Origin of the sequence: Flavobacterium notoginsengisoli (assembly GCF_042686225.1) — a bacterium.
GTDB lineage: Bacteria > Bacteroidota > Bacteroidia > Flavobacteriales > Flavobacteriaceae > Flavobacterium > Flavobacterium notoginsengisoli.
Genome location: NZ_JBHUOT010000001.1, coordinates 1 through 21,445, shown reverse-complemented (window position 1 = coordinate 21,445; position 21,445 = coordinate 1). Strand labels below are relative to the sequence as shown.

Sequence of the window (21,445 nt, the reverse complement as noted above, 5' to 3'; positions counted from 1 at the left end):
AATAAAATTAAGTTGAAGCGTTTTTAAATGATATTAATATTTCCAAACTAATACATCAGAAGTTTTTACAGCATTGTTTCCGAAAATTGTCTTGGCATTTTTTGGTAAATTGATTTCGTAGATTTTATCTGAATAATTAACTGCAATGCCAAAACCGTCACGATATTCTACCATTATTCCCTGAGGATAATCTTCTATTGCTACATTTTGCTTTTGATATAGTTTTCGCAATACTTGTTTTTCTAGTTCCCCATTTTTAGAATCTACGCCAATGTAAGTTACCGTTCCTTTGCCTAAACTTCTAGAAATAACAGCTGGTTTTCCAGCATAAAACTCACTTCCATAAGTTGCCCAAACCTCCGTTTCTTTATTTGGTTTTAATAAATCGCCCCAGCTTGTCCATGCAAACTCCTGATTATTGAACTTTATTACTCCTGGAGATTGTGGCATTAATAAATCATACGATTCTATTTCAGAACCTATTAAACTCCACATCGGTTCATAAAACTTAGCTTCCCAAAGATGTCCCAAACGATTTTGTATTCCAGATCGACAGCTCAATACCAAGTTTCCGCCATTTTTAGCATACAAAGTCAATTTATCAATCATTTTTTGGTCAATCATCTGATAAGCAGGAACAATCAAAAAAGGATACTTAGAAAAATCCGTCGAATCCCTCACAAAATCAACGGGTGCACCAAAAGATTTAGTGGTTTTATAATATTTCAGAAAATGTCCAATGGTATTCCATTCCTTGGTTTGTTTGTTTAAATCGATTCCCATCACATTATCCCCATTAAACAAAATTCCGGTTTTACGTTTCAAATAATAATCTGGCAATGCTGCTTTAGCATCATATATTTTACGTAGCGTATTTATCTCTTTAATAAACTGATTGAACTCTAAACCACCGGGAGTTGGTGTTACTCCGTCTGTGCCAACAATTCCGTAATGATATTGCTCATAACCGTACAATGGCGCGCGAAAACGATACGTACAGGCAAATTTACTGCCACCTGCAAAAACATGCCACAGCCACATACGCACCGTTCCCGGCATTGGCTGCGGATTTATGCTTCCCCAGTTGACTTGTCCCGGCTGTAACTCCATACAACCGTACATTCCTTTTAAAGGACGAAAAAAGTCATTTGACATTCCGATACTGGAATAATCTCCCAAACGATATCCTTGCGAACCGATTCCTAAACTTCCTCCGTAAACCAGATAACGCGTATAGCAATCAAAATCCAGCTCTTTACTCATGCCCACAAAACTTTCATTGTAATTGGATCTGTAGTTGGAAGTGATCCATTGGTCTTTGCTTACATATTTACGAATTGTAATGGCCTGTGAATCCAAAAAAGTGGCTGTTTCTTCATCTGCAAATCGATAATGATCCAATTGCGAATGTAAATTCATTCCCCATTCTTTATGAAGCGGAATGTTAATTTGTTCAAAATCAGTATAGGTACCACTCCAAAAATTATTTCCCCAAGCCACATTTAAGGCGTCAATCGATTTGTATTTGTTTTTCAGCCAATTTCGATAACGCTGCTGTGCATCGGCTCCATAATCAAGAAAACGCGCAGGTTCATTATCGACCTGCCAACCCATAATATTTTTATTATTACCATATCTTTTTGCCAATTCTTCAATTATTTTTAAAGAATAGCTTCTGTAATAATTACTTGAAAATGAAGCATGTTGTCTCGAACCATGATCTGTTTTGGTACCGTCTTCATAAGTTGCCAATATATCCGGATGTTTTCGAACCAGCCATACAGGTGGTGTAGCGGTCGAAGTACACATTACAATTTTCAGTTTATATTTAGCGGCAATTTCTACCGCTTTATCCAGCCATTTAAAATCATAAACGCCTTCCTGAGGTTCTAACTGCGCCCAGGCAAATTCTCCAAAATGAGTAAATTCAAAACCCATTTCTGAAATCTTTTTCAAATCCCGATCCCATTGGCTTTGATCCCAATGTTCAGGATAATAATAGACTCCAACAGTGGTTAAATCTTTCTTTGGAAAAAATTTATCGAATTTTTGAGCTGCAACATTTAAACTGATCCCTATTCCAAATAGTCCCAGTAAAAATCCTTTGAGAAAGTGTTTTTTTGATTTTAAATGCATTTATATTATAATTTAATTTTAGTCGCTTTATTGGTCAACGGTATTTCATACGCCCCTCTCACTTTTGGATAAGAAAGCTTTATATCTTTATCGATTCTTAAATAAGCATTTGGAGTGAATTCGTTTTTACTGCTCAAAGTAATTTCAACTTCCTCTGTTTTTGTATTATAAGTAATGGTATCAAAAGTTCCTGCATCTAATGTTAACCACAATTGTTTTGGTGCAAAGAATACTTTAGATTTTGCAACTGTAGTTAATTTTACGCTTACTAAATCGCCTTTTACAGTAACATTACCACCAAAAGCCAGCCAGCCTAAATCAGCATCTTTTGTAATGTAAGTTGCTGTATTTACTGCGTAACCATAAAAACCAGAACCGTAATCTCCTGACAAATAATCAATTCTTAACTCTGTTGGATAAGAGTGAAAAGCGGCAGAACCAAATCCGTCTTCGGTAATATTTGAAATTCCGCCTAAAAGACCGCCATAACCTACTTTCAATAAATACAAATCATCCGATTTTTTTCTGTATTGTCTCAATACCGGAATTGCATTTAAAGAAGACCCATAATGATGAATCTGGCGTTCTACTCTTGATAATTTTCCTCCGTATAAAAAATCCCAATATCTTCGTGCATTACCGTTATAAGCCCAATGCGGCATTGTTGGCATATAAGCTAAAATTGCGTTTAAAGTTACATCGGCTTTTTCATCATAACCAAAATAATCCGACCACATATATACTTCTTCCTGACCAGTAGAATCCCAAGGCATTTCGCTTCCAAAAGGATAATCCAATGCTTTCCAATGATTGGCTCTGTCTTTCATTTTTGCTTCTAAATCAGCTGCCATTTCAGTCATATTTTCATTTTTCAAATCTTCCAAAATAAACAAAAATACCGAACCTTCCATTTGACCAAACTGAGCATAATAAGGCGCCAATTCTGTCATTGCGATTGAAGTATGATAGGCTTGCTTTAAATACCAATCCCAAGTTCTGGTATCTACCAAATCTTTATTGTATCTCGCTAATCGATACAATGTCCAATAAGCTGCGGCAACGTGAGGATAATTATAAGATCTTCCCGGATCGTTTGCTTCTTTATGTTTCCATGCTGCCCAGGTTTTATAATCTACATCTGAACTGTAAGTTCCTTTTGACAAAGAATCTGGCTCGTAATAAAAAACACTTTTTTTAACTCCGTATTTATTTTTTCCTTCGCTATACTGAATATTGCCCCAAAGTGTTTTATCTACAAATTGCTCTAATTTTTTGATTTCTTCTTTATCAGGCTGAATATGCTGTTTCATAATTGCTGCCAACCAGCCTCCTGCTCCACCTTCGTCACTTAAACCAGCCACCCAAGCTCTGCTGTCCTGAGTCAGTTGCTTTTTGGTTTCGTAATCATAACTAATTACCGAAGGATTTCTTTTGAAAATAGGATCCGGCTGATCGAACCATTGTTCTGTGGTTAAGAAATGACCGAAATCTTTAATCACTTCATTTTCAGGTTTAATAATTTTATAATTGATGGTTTGTTTTATACCATTTTTATAATTGATTGTCAATACGGCGCGTCCCCATTTAACACCATGAACACTATATTTTTTTAATCCTTTTGGCGTTTTTCCGTCTTCTTTTATCTGCAATGCTCCTTTAGGTTCAATTTCAAATGAGCTTACCTCGCTTTTATAATTCAAAAACAATTGTGATTTAATATCCTGAGGCAATACATATCCCGGAATACTGGTTGCAACAGCAAGTTCTTCTTTTACAAGTGTATTTTGGATGTCTTCAATTCCTTCAGAAAGTACGAGTTTTAGAGAGAAGTTTTTAGACTCTTTCGGTTTCAATACTAATGAAGTCGGTGTATTCCATTGCTGTGCATTTTTCCACTCATTTTCTGCGTAAGCTTTACTGTAGACCATCCATTCGTGAAAACCTTCAAAAACAATACTTCTCGGCGTCGGATCATCCAATAACGGACGATACGCTTCAAAAGGCATATTTTCTTTTGGAAGCACTACTAATGCAGGCCCTTCTCCGCTTAATCTTTTTACTTCCAGATAACCAGCATCCCTTCCTATATACGGATCAAAAAATACATTTTGGGCATGTGTTTCATTAAGAGATTTTCCTTCTAAAATATTATTGAAAACCATTGGAATACCTAATGCGCCAATCTCAATAGGATTATCTGATTTATTTGTAATTTCAAACCGCATTACTAATTGATTACCATCAAGTTCATAAAAACGTTTGATTGTTACCGGAATATTAGCAGGTAAAGTATTTGCTAAATCAGCTGCCGCTAAAACTTTTGATGAAGTTTCCAAAGGAGTAACCGCTGCTCGTTTTGCTGCTGTAGAATAACTCTGCCAATCGCCATTGCCTTCTTTAATTCTTAAATTGATATCTCCAAGATGATACAATCCGTCTTTGTCTCTAATTTCAAGTCGGTCACTAGGCGTAAAATCAAAGTTTAAGTTTTTAATGGGTCTTAAACCTGCGACTGTTTGCGATGCTTTAACCAGTTTTAATTGAAAAGCAGGTGTATTTATTTTTTGATAAACTTCTGCAATACCCAAAGAAGGTGTTTTTTGTTCAATTCTACTCCAATAATCCTGAGCCTGAATACTTAGTGTACAGCCCAAAAATAATAATAAACCAAGTCTGTATTTTTTGTTTCCCATCTTTGTTTATGCTTGTTTAGTTTGTTTTTTGTTTGGTTTTGGTCTTGTTTTTTATTTCAATCTATTTCAAAGTAACATCCAGATAAACCGAATGACGTCCGTATGTATTGTAAAATGGTTTAAATGGTATTCCGTCAACAACAAATTCTAATTTCTCCGGATCCCCTTTTATTGATTTACTTAAATCTTTGGCATCTAAAGTTATTTTTCGCCATTCTTTAAGCGGTTCTGTTTCCTGAGCCGCCAATAAAACCGGCCCATAAAATAAACTGGCAATATTCTGCTGATCCATTACAGGATCTAAATGAAATTGAAATGGCATGCGCAATTCAATTTTGTCTCCGTCTTTCCATTTACGATTCAACGTAAGATAACTGCCTGGAACCGCTTTTACTTTGACCTCTTTTCCATTTATTTTTACAAAAAATCCTTTCGTTGCCCAATGTGGTACACGTACATTTAAATCAAATTTACCTTCTCCTTTGATCGTTAATTGTGTATGATCTTCATTTGGAAAAGAAGTCGTCTGTTCTATCATTATATTTTTTTCTTTCCATTTTACTGTTGACGGTACATACAGATTAACATATAACGCTTGATTATCAATGCTTTTAAAATAAATGGAGTTCTGCAATTTGGTGCTGCTTTCCAAAGCTGTTCCGTTACAACACGTAAAACCATCCATTTTTGGATTACCAAATTGTTTTATTGAACCTGGTCTCAAAGGAACATGGTAAGTATTGGCAGGTGTATTCTCTGCTACCGAAGCCAAAATATGATTGTATAAGCCTCTTTCATAATAATCCATATACTCCGCACGCTGATCGTAAAGGAATAAACCGCTGGTCAATTTCAGCATATTGTAAGTCGCACAAGTTTCGTTTTGTCCGCCTGCAGAAAATCCGTTCTCATAAATTGTTGATGGCTGACTGATAAAACATTCCGCATTGGCAGGATTACTTGCCCCAGCAACACCTCCAATGCTGTACATATAATCATTTGTGGTTTTATACCAGAAATTGTCAGCAATGTGATAATATTCAGGTGTTTTGGAATCGTGATACATTTCAAGCGCACCCACAATCTGTGGAATATGCTGATTGGCATGCAAACCTCGAAAAGTATCTACATTTTTAGCTAATCCGTTTGAATGTTTAGCATCGCCATAAAATACTTTAATGTTATCGAATAACTGGGCAACTTCAAGATATTGTTTTTCATTTGTTATTCTGTAAAGACGTGCCATCACTTCATTCATTCCTCCAAATTCTCCGGCAATGTATCTGTTCCACATACTGATGAGTGTTTCATTAGGCAGTTTTTTCATTCTGGCATACACCCAGTCTCCCATACCTTTTGATATTTCAAGTGCTTTCTTATTACCGCTTACTTCGTAAACATCTAATAAACCAGCCAAAATTTTATGTAAAGTATAATAGGGCGCCCAAATCTGTGTTTTCTGTCCTCCGTAATTAGCTCCTTTTTCCAGCATTATAAATTGATCCGGCGGATAAGCACTGATAAAACCTTTTCCCCAATTCCAATAATCGGTACGAATTCCTTCCGTACTTAAATCAGAATCATAAGCTGTTTTACCTGGCCCAAAAGGAACTGCCGTAGGATCTGATACTGAAACTCCTCCAGCTGTTTGAGGTTTTCCAGACATTTGAGCCAAATCATAAAGCGTATCGACCAGATAATCCATTTTTTTGGCGAAATCTTCATGTAACGCACTGTCATATCCTGTACTTGCATACGCCTGAGCGATTGCGGTTAAATAATGACCTGTTGCATGACCTCGTAATTTAGTATCCTGTGTATCCCAAACGCCTAAAGCTTCTGCATTTTCTGGTTGTTTTTGTCCAAAAGCATTTCGAAACATGTACAAGAACGAATCCGGATTTGTTGCTGCAAGTGTTTTAATGAACTTCTCTCTATTCTCAATAAATTTTGTGTCATGTCCATGAGAATCTGAGCTTAATGCTACTTCATCTAATTCGAAAGTTTTCAGTTTAAGTTCTGGTGGTGCAGCTTCTTTCGCCGCTTGTACTGTGACAACTGCTTTAGGTTTTAAATCTGTTCCCGAAACTATTCCAGTCACAGTATATTGTCCTGCTTTTAGAACAGAACTATTATCCGTCGGTGCAGGCCAAATTACTTTAACTTCAGGGCCTTCAATTCCGTTAGCATATATTCCTTTTAAAGTTCCAGGTAATCTGGGAAGATCTCCCACTACAGTCTGTACTTTGATATCTGAAACGCCCGTTAGATATTGATTATACAATTGAGGAGTTTTCACAGGATATTTTGGCAGATCGCCTGTCGGCTGTTCCGGTTCCTCTTCTTCAGCTTCGCTTTTTAAAGAATTATGGTAAATTTTTCCGATCTGTTTTTCTGTTAAAGGAACTCGGTAGATTCTAAAATCATGCAATTTTGCTTTTAAATAAGGATCTTCAGGCGAAATTGATTTTCCAATGTTTAAAACATTATTTTTTGCTGTATTAGAATCAAATAATTGGTCCAATTTTAATTTTGCAATTTTAGTCGTACCTGTTAAAACGCCATTAACATAAGTATTTAAAGACTTTGACGGAATATCAATTACAACTACCAAATGAACCCATTTATTAAGTTCCAAAACAGGGCCATCCGTCTTGTACTTTTCTCCTGCCGCAGTTGTAATTTCTGTTTGCAGATTAGATTTTTCTTTACTTCCAGTTGGAGCAACAAAAAAATGGGTTTTACTATTTTTTCCGAAATCAAAAAAATGCTGATTTCGCTGATTAGAAAGCAGGTAAATCCATCCTGAAATACTTAATGATTCTTCATTAGCAAATACACTTCCCGGAATCGTTACATAAGCATTGCTATCAGCAGTCAAAGAAAGTACTTTTCCAAATTGAGCATCATTCTCAAATTTCATTTTTGACTCTACTATTGTACCATGCAAATTATTTCGGGACCAATCTTTTACATCGCCATCAAACACATAACGTGCAATCAATTCTGTTTCGCCAATGCCATCCAGAATCTGATCTCCGCCTTGTGCCCATAAAGTTGTTGTATTCATTGAGCCAAAACTCAGCATTGCAAATAGTAATAGTCCGGATATTCTCATATTCAAAAAAATTTAATATTTCATTTTTAACTTTAAATCAGAAGAATTAAAATGCAAGAAAAACACTTTTATAAATTAAAGATACTTATATCCTCCTTTTTTTAATTGTGTAAAATATACATTTATCAAAAATAGCCAATAATTCTTAGCTCTTTAAATATTTTGACAATTGTAAAATTAGAAGCAATAAGCAAATTAATTCAACTATATTTTATCCTAAGCCAATACTATATTATCTTAAATTAAACATTTTAACAGTTTTGCAGAATAATTCGAATAGCCCCATCACCTTATTAAAGAAGTTCTTTGTCATTTATAGCTTATGGTGCCCGGTCGTATTGATATTTATTTAAGGGATGAAAAAGCGGTAATTTCTCGTGTCATCGAACTTGAGAACATTTTATGAAAGTGACCTTCTGAAAGATCATTTTGATAAACAAGAAAGCAAATCTAAAAATGAGAATAATTAATAATGAAAAGGTTATCTCATTTCGAAAATCAGATGTTTTCTTAAGAGCTATAAATACAAAAAGGCAGAAAATATTTTCTGCCTTTTTGTATTTTAAATTACCTGATTTTATTACAAAGAAAAATTTTCTACATCATTGTATTAATACGGATACTCGCTTTTATAAGTGCCAATGCTGATATTTTTGAAACATGAATATCTTTTGGCTGATGATGAGAATTCTGACTTACTAATTTTACATATTCCTGCCCCTGATCCGATTTCTGAACATATTTTACTGTAATATACTCTTCCCAATCATTGAGTTTTACACTTAAAAGATACATTTCTCCAAAAAATATATTTTCAAATTCTGTTTCCTTATACAAAATAATATCTCCTGATTTCAATAAAGGATACATACTATCTCCAGTTACAGAAATTGCTCCGTCACATTTTGGAAGATTTGGAATTTTTATTGTATCCAGAATTCTTTGTGGTTCGCCACTACTAAACAATTCCCGCAATCCTGCAACCGCTTCTAAATCATACAACGGTATTTCCTGATTTACATGTAGCGAATCAACTGTTTTTCTATCATTATTCATAATCACAATACTAGTATTTTCTTCCTTTATCATTGATCCATTTCCCGTTAATAACCACTCTGAATTTAAGTCCGGATAATAGTGTAATATTTTACACGCCTTATCCGTTCCCATATTACTACTATTATCTAAAAACTTATTAGAAAAACCTAAATCATTACAAAACTTATACTTAGTAATCCCTTTATAATCAAGATATTCCCGCACTCTTTCCGTTGACCCCATAAAAAGATGTATTATTTTACGTTAAAGATTTGTTTTAATGTATTATTTTACATTATATTTGCAAAGTAAAGAAAAATAAAATTGAAAAACAATAGGTTAAGTCAATAAATTATAATAAAAGCCAAAATCAGAAAGTTTAAAAACCACGATAATTAACTCATTTACAACAAACAAAATAGTAAAAACACAAAAAAGAAAAATACTACCCTAAAAAAAGAAAAGAATGGAAAATACTACGAATCCTAAAAATATAATCTCTAAAATTCAAAAAACAACAAATTTCAATATTATCTAATACAAATCGAAATGGAAACAAATCAAATCAAACAAAAAATTCGGGAACTGGAAAACTGGCTGATTGAAAATCCAAATAGTCCTGAAAGAAGTTTAATCGAATCTGATATCCAAAAATTAAAAAATCAATTAGAAAAAAAACCATGAACAAACTACAAATCGAAGAACGTATTGCAACATTATATCTGGCACTTCAATATTGTTCTGAAAAAAAGAAAACTTTCACTGCCGGAGAAAGAATCTGTATCAACCAGGAACGTTTTCAATGGATGCATATCCTGGATAACGAAGCTGCTACTCCCCGTCCTGTTTCTCCCATTATTGAAAACAAACTGAAAGAAGTTTCAAAACTAGCATTTCAGCATAATTTTAAACCTTATTACGGAGATCCTTTTAAAGAAGAAATTTTATTAAACGCCTAAAAACAACTCTTATGAACACTTCAACAGCCAACAATTTCAAAACTATGGACTTATCTCAGTTTTCCGCACAACAACTAAAAGAAGCTCTAAATAAAATTGAGAGTAAAAAACTGGAAGAAAGAGATGCTTATAAAAAACTGGTAGCAGAAACGATTCCAAAAGCGCTTTCAAGATTACACGAAACTTCTGAAATGATGCGTAATGCCAAAACCGAAACTTTTCAATTGTTTGAAACTATTCTGGATTTAAAAAATCAGGTGTATGGTTTTAAAGAAAAACAAATGTCTCATACTTTTTCTAATGACAAGGAAGAGATTACGATTGGCTATCGAATTAATGAAGGCTGGGACGATACGGTAACTATCGGAATTGAGAAAGTACAAAATTACATTTCATCACTTTCTACCAGCAAAGAAACGGCTTCACTTGTAAAAATTGTTTTCAATCTTTTAAAAAAAGATGCTAAAGGAAATTTAAAAGGCTCAAGAGTTTTAGAACTTCAAAAACTTACAAAAGAATTTAACAATGAGGAATTTACAGATGGTGTAGAAATTATTGCTTCTTCTTTTAAACCGGTGCGTTCCAGCTGGTTTATTGAAGCAAACAGAATTGATGAAAATGGTGTAAGAACCAATATTCCGTTATCGATGTCTTCTGTTGATTTTTTACAAGGATATGCTTTCAATTTCTTTAACCAAAACGAACAAAACCATGCAGCTTAATCACGACATTTATTTATCATTGTTGCTTACCATCTTATTAATTCTAACCAATTTAAAACCCATACTTTTATTTAGAGAATGGTTTTATTTCAAATTAAAAACAACTTTTAAACAATACTTAAATGAGCGTAAAAATAAAGCCAATTACAGATCATGAAAGCTACAAAGTAAATGAACATACGATCTTTAAAGATGCACTCGGAAACTGGAACTGCAATAATGATTTATCCAGCAAAGAGCGTCGGGCTTTTTATCATTACGAAAGTATAGTGATTAGAAATCCGAGATTTAAAAAACACACTACAGCCATTTTCAGAGGCTAAAAATGAACTTCTCCTTGCAGCCTTAAATTGCAAGTAAAAAAATGGTTCCTGATTCTTCTTCTTTACTGAAGAGAACTAGGAACCGGAAAACGGGCGATTTCTGCCCTTAAAACAAACAGCCAAAAACTCATTCTTTCTACAGGAATCCAAACTTAAAATGTTTTGGAAACAGGATTGTCATGCGGGGTTTGCTGACCTAAATTGTTAAATAAAAATCTTTAACAAATACTACCTCAGAACGAGGTTCAATATAAAATGGCATTTGAGGAGTAAAACCATTCATAAAAATGATCAAATGGTTTTGGCTGTCTTAAATATGATGTCATCGCTTTATTATTAAAGCAATTCACTTTTTTCAAACTTCGTTCTTCTTAAAAAACTTTTTCTTTCTTTCATTCAAAATAATATCTCTCATGCCTATATCTTCAAACAGAAGTCTCGGAATTCAAAAAAATAAATTAATGCGTTACAAACTCATCAAAGAATTGTATCAAAAACATAAAACAGAAGACATTCCTACGACCGTTGTATGGCGTAAATATGTTTATCCTGTTTACCCCATTTCACGCACTACTTTGTATGAAATTCTTTGTACGCCTATCACTTCAGAATTAAAAAAAATCGAAGAACTTATGAACAATAAGGAAAATCTTCGCAATCCATCTTAAAAAGAAAACTATTTCTTTTTAATCTTCAAAAACATCCTTTTGTGATGCAAAGATGAGGCATTTCCTCCATCAAAACCGAGCTTTGTTCGCTTTCCTTACAACCTTGTAAAGCCCTAGAATACAAATGTTCAAGCACCTTGCATTTGTTTTTTTTAGGGCTTTTTTCGCCCAATCTTTGCAATGTCAAAAGGAAATAACTGCACTTCAAAACTGGAAAAAATCCAGCTTAGCTTCCCTCAAAAAACAACTTAAAAGTTGTTATCCAAAAACATTTTTAAAATCTAACATTCAACATTAAACACATTCAATGGAGCAGTTTTTATACCCCACTCTAACCGCATTTTTCGCCGCTTTTATTACCTGGTTTTTCTCGATGCGGAAATCATTGGCTGAAGATCGCGCAGCCGAACTTGACAATGCCGTAAGTGCTGTAAAATATTACCGTGATCTTCTAGACGACCTTACCGCCCGACTTACAGCGGCAACAGACACCATAAAAAAAATGGAAATACAGCACAAAGAACTCATGCTCATTAACCAGCAATTGGTAGATGAGCTGCAAAAATTCAAACAGTTAAACGGAAAACACGCATGACACTTACCCAAAAAACATTAGAAATCGCCACGGCACAAATTGGGGTTGAAGAAATTCCCAGAAACAGCAACTCCGGACCCGAAGTAGAAATTTATTTAAGAAGCGTCGGGCTCGGCAAAGGATACGCTTGGTGCATGGCTTTTATTTACTGGTGTACTCAAAAAGCCGCACTTCAAATCAACGCCAAAAATCCATTGAAGAAAACAGGAGGCGTTTTGGATCAATACAATTCAAGACCGCTTTTGGTCAAAAAACTGCCACAGCCCGGAGATGTTTTTATTATGGATTTTAAAAACGGTACAGGTCATGCCGGATTTGTCGAAAAAGTTGCAGGAAACACCATTTACACCATCGAAGGAAATACGAATGATAGCGGAGGCCGTGAAGGCTACAAAGTCGCCAGAAGAAAACGAGATATCAAAAGCATAAAAGGCTTTCTGCGTCTGTAAAATTAACTTATAAACCAATTCTAAATTATGACTAAAAAGCTCAAATACGTTGTTATTTCTTTTTTCATTCTGCTAATCGTGATTTCATGCCGAAGTCCGAAACCTGTACAGAACGAGAATAAAATCCAGACCATTACGATTACCGAAACTTTACACGACACTGTTTTTAAAATCGCAAAAGACAGCAGTTCTTATAACGCATTACTAGACTGTATAAACGGAAAAGTAGTGCTTAAAAATGTTATTCAAGCCGAACCAGGGCGTACATTAAAAAGCCCAAGGGTTCGACTGGATAACAATACACTTCAAGTAGACTGCAACCTGAAAGAACAGGAACTCTACGCCCATTGGAAATCGAAGCAGGTAAAAGACGTACTGGAAAAAACCATCACGATTACCAAGTTTGTCAACCATTTAACCTTTTGGCAAAAAGTACAGATTTGGTTAGGAAGATTTCTTCTTATCGCACTGCTTTTCCTGATTGGCAGATTCTTGTACAAAACCTATAAACCACTTTGGTTTTAATACATCAAAATTTTAAATAATACCTTAATATGGCAGCACAGTCTCATTTTTTTATAGAGCCTGGAGGATTTACGCAGAGTGAGACACAAGCTTTTGGTCCCGTTTCGAACACCAAGTTTAACCTCACTTCTAGATTCTCTTTAAGCTCTCCCCAAAAAGCCTATTCGATCTGTAAAGGCGTTGTTTTAGTACAACCTCAGGAAGATCTGAATAATGGCAAAGTAAATTTAATTTTACGTCCTTACAAACAGCCCTTTCCGGGTTTAAACATCAAGTATTTTATTTATAGAGGATTGCGAAAAAGCGATTTTTTTATAAAAGAGGGCGAATACAAGGTAATCATTAAAGATGATCAAACTTCTCAATTAATAAACAAAATTAATGATGACTTTGATGCTTTTTACCAAGGAACTACAACTTTAACCAAACCTGCTTTTAAAGCCAGTTTTATTGGCTACAATGAAAATCCTATTGAACAAAATGTAAAAACTCCTATTTCTAGTCTTTTCTTTAAAGAATCTGAATTTAAAACTGTCGATAATGTCATAAAAGAAAACGATTCTTTTGAACTTCCGCTTATTGATAGCGGTGAAACGTTAGGTTATTTTGCGCAAGGAGAATGCGGTATTGATGTTGTCCTTAATTACGGTGATTACAAACATGAGTTTGACAACAGTGAGTTTGTTTTCGATTTAGAATATGCCCGTAAACCTTTTGCAGAAATTACAGTAACTGGTGATACTGCTTTTAAACAAAAATTACAACGTGAACAAAGTACACAGTTTATTGACATTGCCGCTTTTTATGGCTCACATGTTGAAAATGGAGTTGTTAAAACAACTGCTTCCGGAGTTCAAGCCGACAAAAAAGGAACTGCAATTTTTAGTGATCTGCTCCATAATTTTTGGACCAAAAACAATTGGTACGTTTACATTCAGAGTGACAGAACCCGCAGCTACGATTTCTATGGAAACTACAAAATTGACGAAGATCCAGAAAACCTAAAAACAGGTTTACTAGAAGACCCAACAACAAAAGTAGTTCCGATGACAGCGGAGATTTACGGTACTAAAGGATGGCCGGTTTTAATTAACAACCAAGAACAGACCAATACAGTTACAACAAATAACCTTTATCTGCAATTTCCAACCGACAACAATAACAACACCGCTTTTTACGGACAGCTTGCTAAAGTTGCCAATGCACAAAAAGACAATTTCATTAACGCAGATGGTTTACAACTGCCTCCAGATGAAGAAGGCAATTATGCCGACTTAACCTCAACAATACAATTAACAACTCCTGCAGTGGCGGGTAAAAATATTGCTTCTCTTAGTCTTTTGATTTATCAAGGAAAAGTGAATATGTATACTGCTGGAACAACATTAGATGAAAACGGAGATCTGGTCATTTTATACAGACAAGCCAACTATTTTGACAATGTTTTCAATTTAATCAAGGCAAAACCTTTACTAAAATTGGGCAGTGACGAAAGTTATTCCAGAATGACTTCTGAAAAACTAAATCTCGTTAATGAATTTTACGATAAAAAACAGCAGGGAATTTCGATTGTACAAACGCTTACCGTAAATGATATCATTGAAACAGGAATTGAAGAGCCACCATTTATTGAACGTGTTACCTATATCACAGAAGCTGTAGATGTTATGAACAATGCTGTTGCTGCAACCGGAAGCACTACACCAGATACTAAAACCACCGCTTCTGCTAGTGGTGCTGTAACTAAAAGCAAAACCTACCAGCTTCCTGAACCTTACTATTACAATTTAAAACTGTTTACAGACAGCACCCAAACTATTACTGGCTTGGAACTAAAAACTCTTGATGGTTCTACTCCCAATAAAATTATCCTGGGATTAACCAAAACCGAAAATGAGACTATAAAAGATCTGATTTCTGGCAATGTAAAAAATCCTCGTTTGTTTTTAATTGATCTTTTTGAAGATGAAAACGAATTGGTTTCTCCTGAAGAGGTTAAATATCAGAAATACAGAGTGAGTGTTGTGACTGAAAATCTTGATGGCAACAATGTGTTGACGGAACCAGTAGAATCAATTTTTGTTTATTCTTTTGATAGGAGATATCATTTTAGCAAAGGGTATAGTGAATATATGCCAGAACAACAATTACAAAGCACATATTTAATCATAAATAAAGATATAGGATAATGGTAGTACTTTTATATAAATCAGGAATACCTGTAAAATTAACTGAGAAGTTCAGCAAGTTAGAATTTGATATTGAAGGTTTTTTAATTGGATTTACATTCAAAGAAAATATTCTAAGTGATTCTATTAATTATCGTTTTTATTTTAAAGCAGAGTTTAAAACAAATGATAAAAAAAGATCTGATTTAATTGATGCATATTATGATGAAACTCAATTTCTTAAATATATTGAAAACACAGGACCGGATATTCCTTTAGGTCGAGACATGATTTTTAGGTATAAATTTAATTTTGACAAATATCTTGCAAGACCAGGAGATTCTATTTCTGTTGGTGTAACCAATTTTAATGCTCCTTATGATTTCTTTTATGACCGAAAAAAATATGAATTTAAAATTGAAAGTACGTTAGACAATAAAGGAATCAGAAGTTATTCTGATTCAACAACAGAAGGTTTTGAAAAAATTGATTATATACTTAGATTACCTAATAAATTTACATCACAAACTATTTCGGTTCCAATAACTCCAGCAAACAGATTCGGTTATCATTTTTATAATAAAAATCTAGGAAATTACATTAATCAATATTCTAATGATGCTGATAAAAGAAAATTAAAGAAGATAGTTATTTTAATTATTTTTAAAATACGAGAAATTGTTGAAGATATTTTTCCAATGCTATTAAGTGACGAAGGTTCTGATCTTATTTTAGAAGGAGCTGCTAATAGCAATGATATAGATTTAAGTGGTTTGTCTGATCTCGATAAAATGTTATTTCTTTTAAAGAAAAGTTGGGGGTATTACTATGATCCAAATTCAAATTTACCTCATCGAAGTATTTTAGAACCATTCTTTAATGAGCAATCATCGTATTCTGATTTTGAATATTATTATCTTGGCTTAGTAAGTTTTTATAATAAAACTTATAAAATGCCTCATACATTATCAACATTTCCACAACAAATAAAATATGAACATTTACTAGAAATACTTCCGATTAATGCTCTTTCTGCGTTACCAATTGAAATTATAAAAAAAACACTATTACTTTTTATTAAAACAAGAAATATTACAGAAACTGAAGAGCAATTTATAGTAAGGTTAGTTTTATCTGTAGCACAGAATCAAGCCAATGATTTTCTAGACTTTCTCCTAAAAATAGAGAATGGTGTAAATACAAATTTTGATTATCTGTTTCATATGCTTGATGATGCCAGAATTGAAAGAATACCAGTTGCCAGTTGGATTGCAGATGAAAAAACAAATAGAATGGGTTTTGTATATGCTGTTTATCAATTATGGAAAGTATCTAAATATAATTTGGTAAATTCTTCCAAAGAAATTAATACGGAGTCTTTCTTTTTTAATGACGGTATTAATTTCTATAAAAAAGAAAATGGCCATTTAAAATCGGTTGTTTTAGAATGTGGCAGAATTTCGTCAGTTAATTCCGGAGATCCTGAAATGCAACTTCAAACCAATACTTGGGTAAATTATCAAACTGACAAAACATTAAAAAAGGAACTTGTGACTATCAATAAAAAAATTGCCACTACCAATTTATACTTAAGTACTGACGGTCGTTATTTAGCTGATGCTCAAAACTTAGATAGAAATGAAACTATTCCTAATACTTATCATTTATATCAATCGTTAACATTAATCGGCCATCAGGCTGATGATAGAACTATCTTACCTAATGACCAGCCTATACCTGCTTTCTTATTTTATTATTCTGACGACTTTAAAAGAATTTTAAAAATTGATGCGAAAATAGCTTTAGCAGTAACTATTGGAATAGAGGTCGTATTATTTTTTACGTTTGGAGGTATTACTCAATTAAAAAATTTACAATATTTAAAACATATTACAAAAATTCGTGCCGCTCTAAGTGGAGAATTAGCTGCGGCAGAAGAAGTATTAGTATGGACAGGCCTTGAAGCTGGTTCATTTGCAACTTCAATTTCAGCTTCAACAATTTATGCACTTGGTCAATACAATGCTATACAATTGCCTACCGAAGAACAAAGAAAAGCTAGAGAAAATGCTAATAAAGCATTCTTATATATAGCTTTGGTTTCTGGTGGAGGAACTATTTATTGTAGATATAAAGCAGTTACTGCAGCAGAATATGCTTTGATTGATGCCGCAGGAACAATTGGTATGCCCGCTGAAGTAAAATCGGTAATGCAAACACTTCTTGGAGATAAGGTTAACGACGTAATTTCTTTTGAAACAAAATTATCAACTTTACCTCAACTTGAAGCAACTAATGTTATAATTACTCGATATACAAGTTATAGTGATGACCTTAAACGAGCTTTCTATAGAGATTTTGGTGAAATAGAAAATTCGGAAGCTAAATTTTGGAATTCTTTAAATAAAACTAGTACACTTGATAATTGGGAAGAGCTAAAACAACTTGATGTATTAGAAAGAAATGAAATATCAGTTGTTTCAAGTACAGCCAGAACTAAAGCATATAAAAATTACTATAGTGAAGATTCATCAAGATGGTATTTAGAAAGAGCTAGAATTAACAACAGACTATCATTTATGGATAATCTCGGAAACGAAGAAGGCATCTTTTTTGATGTACTTGTTAATAACCAAAAAAAAATACCCGAATATCTTGGTGTTGATGCTGCAAAAAAATTACTGCTGAAAAATAATAAAGATTTTTGGTTGATAAACGATTTTGATAACATAACTATTAATAAATTGCAAAAGCCTTTAAATGAAGTAAAAGAAAAAATGGTTACAAGAAACATTACAGATTGGTTCACTGATCCATTGAGAAAACCAAGAGCTGAAGAATTCCTTTTTGACGGTCAAAAATGGTCAAATGGTTTGCTAATAGAGCTACCTGCAGAAAACTATTTTAAGGGAATTATTAATAGTAATGAAAATGTTTATCTATCAGTTGATATGAGATTTTATAATGCTAGTGGGAAAAAAATCGGAGGTACGATTCAAGAAATTGATGGATTATTATTTAATAGCAGTACAACTAAAATCGAAAAACTAATTAGTATGAAATTAGATGCTGGAGCTCATAATGCCAAAATGGACTTTAAAAAGATGCAAAATGTAATGAGAAACCTTCCAGATAATGGTAGTGAATTAAAAAATTACATTATTAGTACTCCACTTTTAAAAGCTGTTAAAACGAAAGTAGATGAAATTTACGAAGCAAAAATATTTTTTAAAGATTTAAGAACAGGAAAAGAATATAATGAACTTCCATCCACATTTAGACAAAAAATAAAATTATCATATGATCAAATTAATGATTTTCAAAAAATTGATCCAGAAGTATTAAACACAAGTAAAGATGAACTAATAGAAAGTTCATATCAATCAGTTAAAAACAAACTAAAATAATGGGAAATACAAGAGTCAAGATTTTTGAATTAAATGATCAAGAGTTAACATTTGATTTTGGCACATATGCCTTATTAATGTATTATGCCAAACAAATAGATCCAATTAAAGGAAAAAAATTAATAAATGCAACAATATCTGAATGGAGTTATAGAATTGAAAATGGAATTCAATTGGATAATATTACAAATGATAATAATATGGTACATTTTATTATTTCAGAAATCAATACTGTTATATCTTTTATTGATTCTGAATTAATTCCTAATTTAAGTAATGAACCACAAAATTTAATTACAAAATATGGTGGAGAATCTAATTTTGTCAATTTGTATGATAACAATCTAGATTATCTAAAAGTTTTATGTTTTACTAAAGATGAATTCTTTGATGGTGATACTCATCAACTAATATTCTTATTAAATGAACTTAAACTTTTTTTTCAATATGCTATAAATCAAAACCAACCTTTTAAAGTTTATGTATATTGACCCGTTCTATGAAATGTTAGTAATTGCTGTGCGAAGTGCTCCAGAGACTCTTAATACCACTAAAGAGATATTAATAGAGAGCTCATATCAGTCAATAAAAAATAAATTTTAATCCCGATCGCGCAGATTTACCTCAGACGGGAATGGAAATGGCAAGATTATTTACCCGATCGCGCAGATTTATCCCGATAGCGCGGATTTGCAACCCGATCGCGCAGATTTGTACCTGATCGCGCAGATTTATCTCTGCAACGATAGCGCGGATTTGCAATCCGTGCCCGCAAAGATTGGAAAGTACTCTTTGAAAAAAATGTTCGCACAGATATATTTCAACATCGATAACGCAGATTTGTAATCTGTGCACACAAAGTGACTCCTTCAAACCTCTACAACTAAAAAGTAAAATTTCATGCTATACTTTTTATTTTTGTAGGAAAAAAGACGTGTCGACAAAATACAAAGCAACAACAACCGAGGAAGCATATTTTATAACAATAACTGCTGTAGGATGGATAGATATATTTACAAGACTAAATCAGAAAAATATTTTGATAAGCGCTTTAAAGTATTGTCAGGACAATAAAGGTTTAGAAATTTATGCCTATTGCATTATGAGCAGCCATATTCATTTATTATGTAAAGGTACAAATGGTTTTGTATTATCTGATATTATTAGAGATTTTAAAAAATTTACATCAAAAAAAATACTACAGACTATAATAGATGAAACCCGATCGCGCAGATTTGTCCCGCAACGTTAGCACCCGATCGCGCAGATCTATCTCCGCAACGATAGCGCGGATTTGCAATCCGTGCCCACAAAGATTGGAGAATATTATTTGTAATTATAAAAAAGTACATTTATTGTGTAACTTTTGCTTTAGTGATTTGTTTTGTGTCTTACTGTTGCGGGCACAGATTGCAAATCTGCGCTAACGAACGGTAAATAAAAAAACGTAAATTCTGTTTTAATAATTGGCTTTGTGTCTTACTGTTGCGGGCACGGATTTCAAATCCGCGCGATCGGGGTTTTACGGGGATGAATGAAGATAAGGTTCTTATTGAAATAACATATGGCAGACACAATTTAACTTTAGATGACTGGATACAAATTAGGCCAAACAGAAGTTCTAACACATGGGTAGGAAAAACAAGCGAAGGAGGAAAGATGCATTTATGTATTGGCACTGAAGTAATGATTACACCAACAACAATGCCTAGCCGTACATTACCTTATGGAACTGTGATACCGAAAAAATAAAAAATAATAAAAAGATCAAATATGTCATATGAATATCAATTAACAGTAACAAGATATTATTCACAAAGATATGTAATGATTGGAGTTGGTTCTTCAGCTTTAGATCAAGCATCATCTTTATCTGAAATGTCAATAAATGAGATTACAAAGACACTCGCAGAATTAAATGCGGTTATTTCTGGTAACCTAGAGTATTTAGATTGGGGTACAGATTTGTTTCATGTATTTTCTGAAGCAGCAGTATCTCGATATGGAGATTTTGACAAAGTAGAAAGATATGAAGTATCTACGATAGGCTTGAGAGATTTTTTAATAGAACTTAAGAAATTCAAAGAACAATGTCTTGCAGGTGATTATTATAAAGCCATAATTGGTGAAGCCTTTGCTGCAATAAAAGTCAATCCATCAAAATACAAAAGATGGTCAACATCAGATACTCATTTTTTAATTACTTTGAATAATATAATTTTTAGTTTAATATTAGAATCTAATGATTTCAATTTAACACAAACTCAATATGTTGCTCAATTAGAAAGAGAATTTTAATCCCGATAGCGCGGATTTGCAACCCGATCGCGCAGATTTGTACCTGATCGCGCAGATTTATCTCTGCAACGATAGCGCGGATTTGCAATCCGTGCCCGCAAAGATTGGAAAGTACTCTTTGAAAAAAATGTTCACACAGATATATTTCAGCAACGATAGCGCAGATTTGTAATCTGTGCCCGCAAAGTGACTCCTTCAAACCTCTATAAATAAAAAGTGAAATTTCATGCTATACTTTTTATTTTTGTAGGAAAAAAGACATGTCGACAAAATACAAAGCAACAACAACCGAGGAAGCATATTTTATAACAATAACTGCTGTAGGATGGATAGATATATTTACAAG

16 protein-coding genes and 2 pseudogenes are annotated in these 21,445 nt (G+C 33.3%); 14 read left to right on the top strand and 4 right to left on the bottom strand.

What is annotated here, in order from left to right; genetic code table 11:
• Nucleotides 1-33: 33 nt before the first annotated feature.
• From ACFS3A_RS00090 to ACFS3A_RS00075, 4 genes are all read right to left on the bottom strand, one after another.
• The gene (locus tag ACFS3A_RS00090) at nt 34-2,136 is read right to left on the bottom strand and encodes a beta-galactosidase (protein WP_379823094.1); all 2,103 of its coding nucleotides are present in this window, start codon (nt 2,134-2,136) and stop codon (nt 34-36) included.
• A gap of 5 nt (nt 2,137-2,141) precedes the next feature.
• Nucleotides 2,142-4,829, bottom strand: a complete 2,688-nt coding sequence (locus tag ACFS3A_RS00085; protein WP_379823093.1) for a DUF5695 domain-containing protein — start codon at nt 4,827-4,829, stop codon at nt 2,142-2,144.
• A 61-nt stretch (nt 4,830-4,890) separates the two neighbouring features.
• Entirely contained in the window at nt 4,891-7,947 is a 3,057-nt protein-coding gene (locus ACFS3A_RS00080) for a beta-L-arabinofuranosidase domain-containing protein (RefSeq protein WP_379823091.1), read from the bottom strand.
• Between the two features lie 597 nt (nt 7,948-8,544).
• Nucleotides 8,545-9,228, bottom strand: coding sequence for a S24 family peptidase (locus tag ACFS3A_RS00075; RefSeq protein WP_379823090.1), 684 nt, complete (start codon nt 9,226-9,228; stop codon nt 8,545-8,547).
• A 306-nt stretch (nt 9,229-9,534) separates the two neighbouring features.
• On the opposite strand from ACFS3A_RS00075, the gene ACFS3A_RS00070 reads away from it, so the two are divergent.
• From ACFS3A_RS00070 to ACFS3A_RS00005, 14 genes and pseudogenes are all read left to right on the top strand, one after another.
• Nucleotides 9,535-9,669 (top strand): hypothetical protein, encoded by a 135-nt coding sequence (locus tag ACFS3A_RS00070; protein WP_379823089.1) that lies wholly within the window; start codon nt 9,535-9,537, stop codon nt 9,667-9,669.
• Nucleotides 9,666-9,944, top strand: a complete 279-nt coding sequence (locus tag ACFS3A_RS00065) for a hypothetical protein (RefSeq protein ID WP_379823087.1) — start codon at nt 9,666-9,668, stop codon at nt 9,942-9,944. Before ACFS3A_RS00070 ends, ACFS3A_RS00065 begins: the two co-directional genes overlap by 4 nt.
• Nucleotides 9,945-9,955: 11 nt before the next feature.
• Nucleotides 9,956-10,666: a DUF3164 family protein gene (locus ACFS3A_RS00060; RefSeq protein WP_379823086.1), complete on the top strand. Its 711-nt coding sequence runs from the start codon at nt 9,956-9,958 to the stop codon at nt 10,664-10,666.
• 122 nt (nt 10,667-10,788) lie between these two features.
• On the top strand, nt 10,789-10,989 hold the full coding sequence (locus ACFS3A_RS00055; RefSeq protein ID WP_379823085.1) for a hypothetical protein: 201 nt from the start codon (nt 10,789-10,791) through the stop codon (nt 10,987-10,989).
• Between the two features lie 413 nt (nt 10,990-11,402).
• Nucleotides 11,403-11,657 (top strand): hypothetical protein, encoded by a 255-nt coding sequence (locus ACFS3A_RS00050; RefSeq protein ID WP_091498003.1) that lies wholly within the window; start codon nt 11,403-11,405, stop codon nt 11,655-11,657.
• Between the two features lie 373 nt (nt 11,658-12,030).
• Complete coding sequence (locus ACFS3A_RS00045) at nt 12,031-12,252, top strand: methyl-accepting chemotaxis protein (protein ID WP_179002457.1); 222 nt, start codon at nt 12,031-12,033, stop codon at nt 12,250-12,252.
• Complete coding sequence (locus ACFS3A_RS00040) at nt 12,249-12,701, top strand: CHAP domain-containing protein (RefSeq protein ID WP_091498012.1); 453 nt, start codon at nt 12,249-12,251, stop codon at nt 12,699-12,701. Before ACFS3A_RS00045 ends, ACFS3A_RS00040 begins: the two co-directional genes overlap by 4 nt.
• Before the next feature lie 27 nt (nt 12,702-12,728).
• Entirely contained in the window at nt 12,729-13,226 is a 498-nt protein-coding gene (locus ACFS3A_RS00035; protein WP_379823083.1) for a hypothetical protein, read from the top strand.
• A 29-nt stretch (nt 13,227-13,255) separates the two neighbouring features.
• Nucleotides 13,256-15,415 carry a hypothetical protein gene (locus tag ACFS3A_RS00030; protein ID WP_379823082.1) on the top strand — a complete coding sequence of 720 codons (2,160 nt, stop codon included), beginning with the start codon at nt 13,256-13,258 and terminating at the stop codon, nt 15,413-15,415.
• Complete coding sequence (locus ACFS3A_RS00025) at nt 15,415-18,801, top strand: hypothetical protein (protein WP_379823081.1); 3,387 nt, start codon at nt 15,415-15,417, stop codon at nt 18,799-18,801. The genes ACFS3A_RS00030 and ACFS3A_RS00025 overlap by 1 nt, the downstream gene beginning before the upstream one ends.
• Nucleotides 18,801-19,292: a hypothetical protein gene (locus tag ACFS3A_RS00020; RefSeq protein WP_179002469.1), complete on the top strand. Its 492-nt coding sequence runs from the start codon at nt 18,801-18,803 to the stop codon at nt 19,290-19,292. Before ACFS3A_RS00025 ends, ACFS3A_RS00020 begins: the two co-directional genes overlap by 1 nt.
• 443 nt (nt 19,293-19,735) lie before the next feature.
• Nucleotides 19,736-20,035: pseudogene (locus ACFS3A_RS00015) on the top strand (transposase); the annotation flags it as partial.
• Nucleotides 20,036-20,574: 539 nt separating this feature from the next.
• Nucleotides 20,575-21,099, top strand: coding sequence for a hypothetical protein (locus tag ACFS3A_RS00010; protein WP_379823079.1), 525 nt, complete (start codon nt 20,575-20,577; stop codon nt 21,097-21,099).
• Nucleotides 21,100-21,359: 260 nt separating this feature from the next.
• A pseudogene (locus ACFS3A_RS00005) lies at nt 21,360-21,445 on the top strand (REP-associated tyrosine transposase); the annotation flags it as partial.

Bases quoted from the DNA above. Each gene is read 5' to 3' on its own strand.
- ACFS3A_RS00025 (WP_379823081.1), top strand. From the start codon at position 15,415: ATGGTAGTACTTTTATATAAATCAGGAATACCTGTAAAATTAACTGAG.
- ACFS3A_RS00060 (WP_379823086.1), top strand. From the start codon at position 9,956: ATGAACACTTCAACAGCCAACAATTTCAAAACTATGGACTTATCTCAG.
- ACFS3A_RS00070 (WP_379823089.1), top strand. From the start codon at position 9,535: ATGGAAACAAATCAAATCAAACAAAAAATTCGGGAACTGGAAAACTGG.
- ACFS3A_RS00055 (WP_379823085.1), top strand. From the start codon at position 10,789: ATGAGCGTAAAAATAAAGCCAATTACAGATCATGAAAGCTACAAAGTA.
- ACFS3A_RS00030 (WP_379823082.1), top strand. From the start codon at position 13,256: ATGGCAGCACAGTCTCATTTTTTTATAGAGCCTGGAGGATTTACGCAG.
- ACFS3A_RS00080 (WP_379823091.1), bottom strand. From the start codon at position 7,947: ATGAGAATATCCGGACTATTACTATTTGCAATGCTGAGTTTTGGCTCA.
- ACFS3A_RS00020 (WP_179002469.1), top strand. From the start codon at position 18,801: ATGGGAAATACAAGAGTCAAGATTTTTGAATTAAATGATCAAGAGTTA.
- ACFS3A_RS00085 (WP_379823093.1), bottom strand. From the start codon at position 4,829: ATGGGAAACAAAAAATACAGACTTGGTTTATTATTATTTTTGGGCTGT.
- ACFS3A_RS00040 (WP_091498012.1), top strand. From the start codon at position 12,249: ATGACACTTACCCAAAAAACATTAGAAATCGCCACGGCACAAATTGGG.
- ACFS3A_RS00045 (WP_179002457.1), top strand. From the start codon at position 12,031: ATGCGGAAATCATTGGCTGAAGATCGCGCAGCCGAACTTGACAATGCC.
- ACFS3A_RS00010 (WP_379823079.1), top strand. From the start codon at position 20,575: ATGTCATATGAATATCAATTAACAGTAACAAGATATTATTCACAAAGA.
- ACFS3A_RS00065 (WP_379823087.1), top strand. From the start codon at position 9,666: ATGAACAAACTACAAATCGAAGAACGTATTGCAACATTATATCTGGCA.
- ACFS3A_RS00050 (WP_091498003.1), top strand. From the start codon at position 11,403: ATGCCTATATCTTCAAACAGAAGTCTCGGAATTCAAAAAAATAAATTA.
- ACFS3A_RS00075 (WP_379823090.1), bottom strand. From the start codon at position 9,228: ATGGGGTCAACGGAAAGAGTGCGGGAATATCTTGATTATAAAGGGATT.
- ACFS3A_RS00035 (WP_379823083.1), top strand. From the start codon at position 12,729: ATGACTAAAAAGCTCAAATACGTTGTTATTTCTTTTTTCATTCTGCTA.
- ACFS3A_RS00090 (WP_379823094.1), bottom strand. From the start codon at position 2,136: ATGCATTTAAAATCAAAAAAACACTTTCTCAAAGGATTTTTACTGGGA.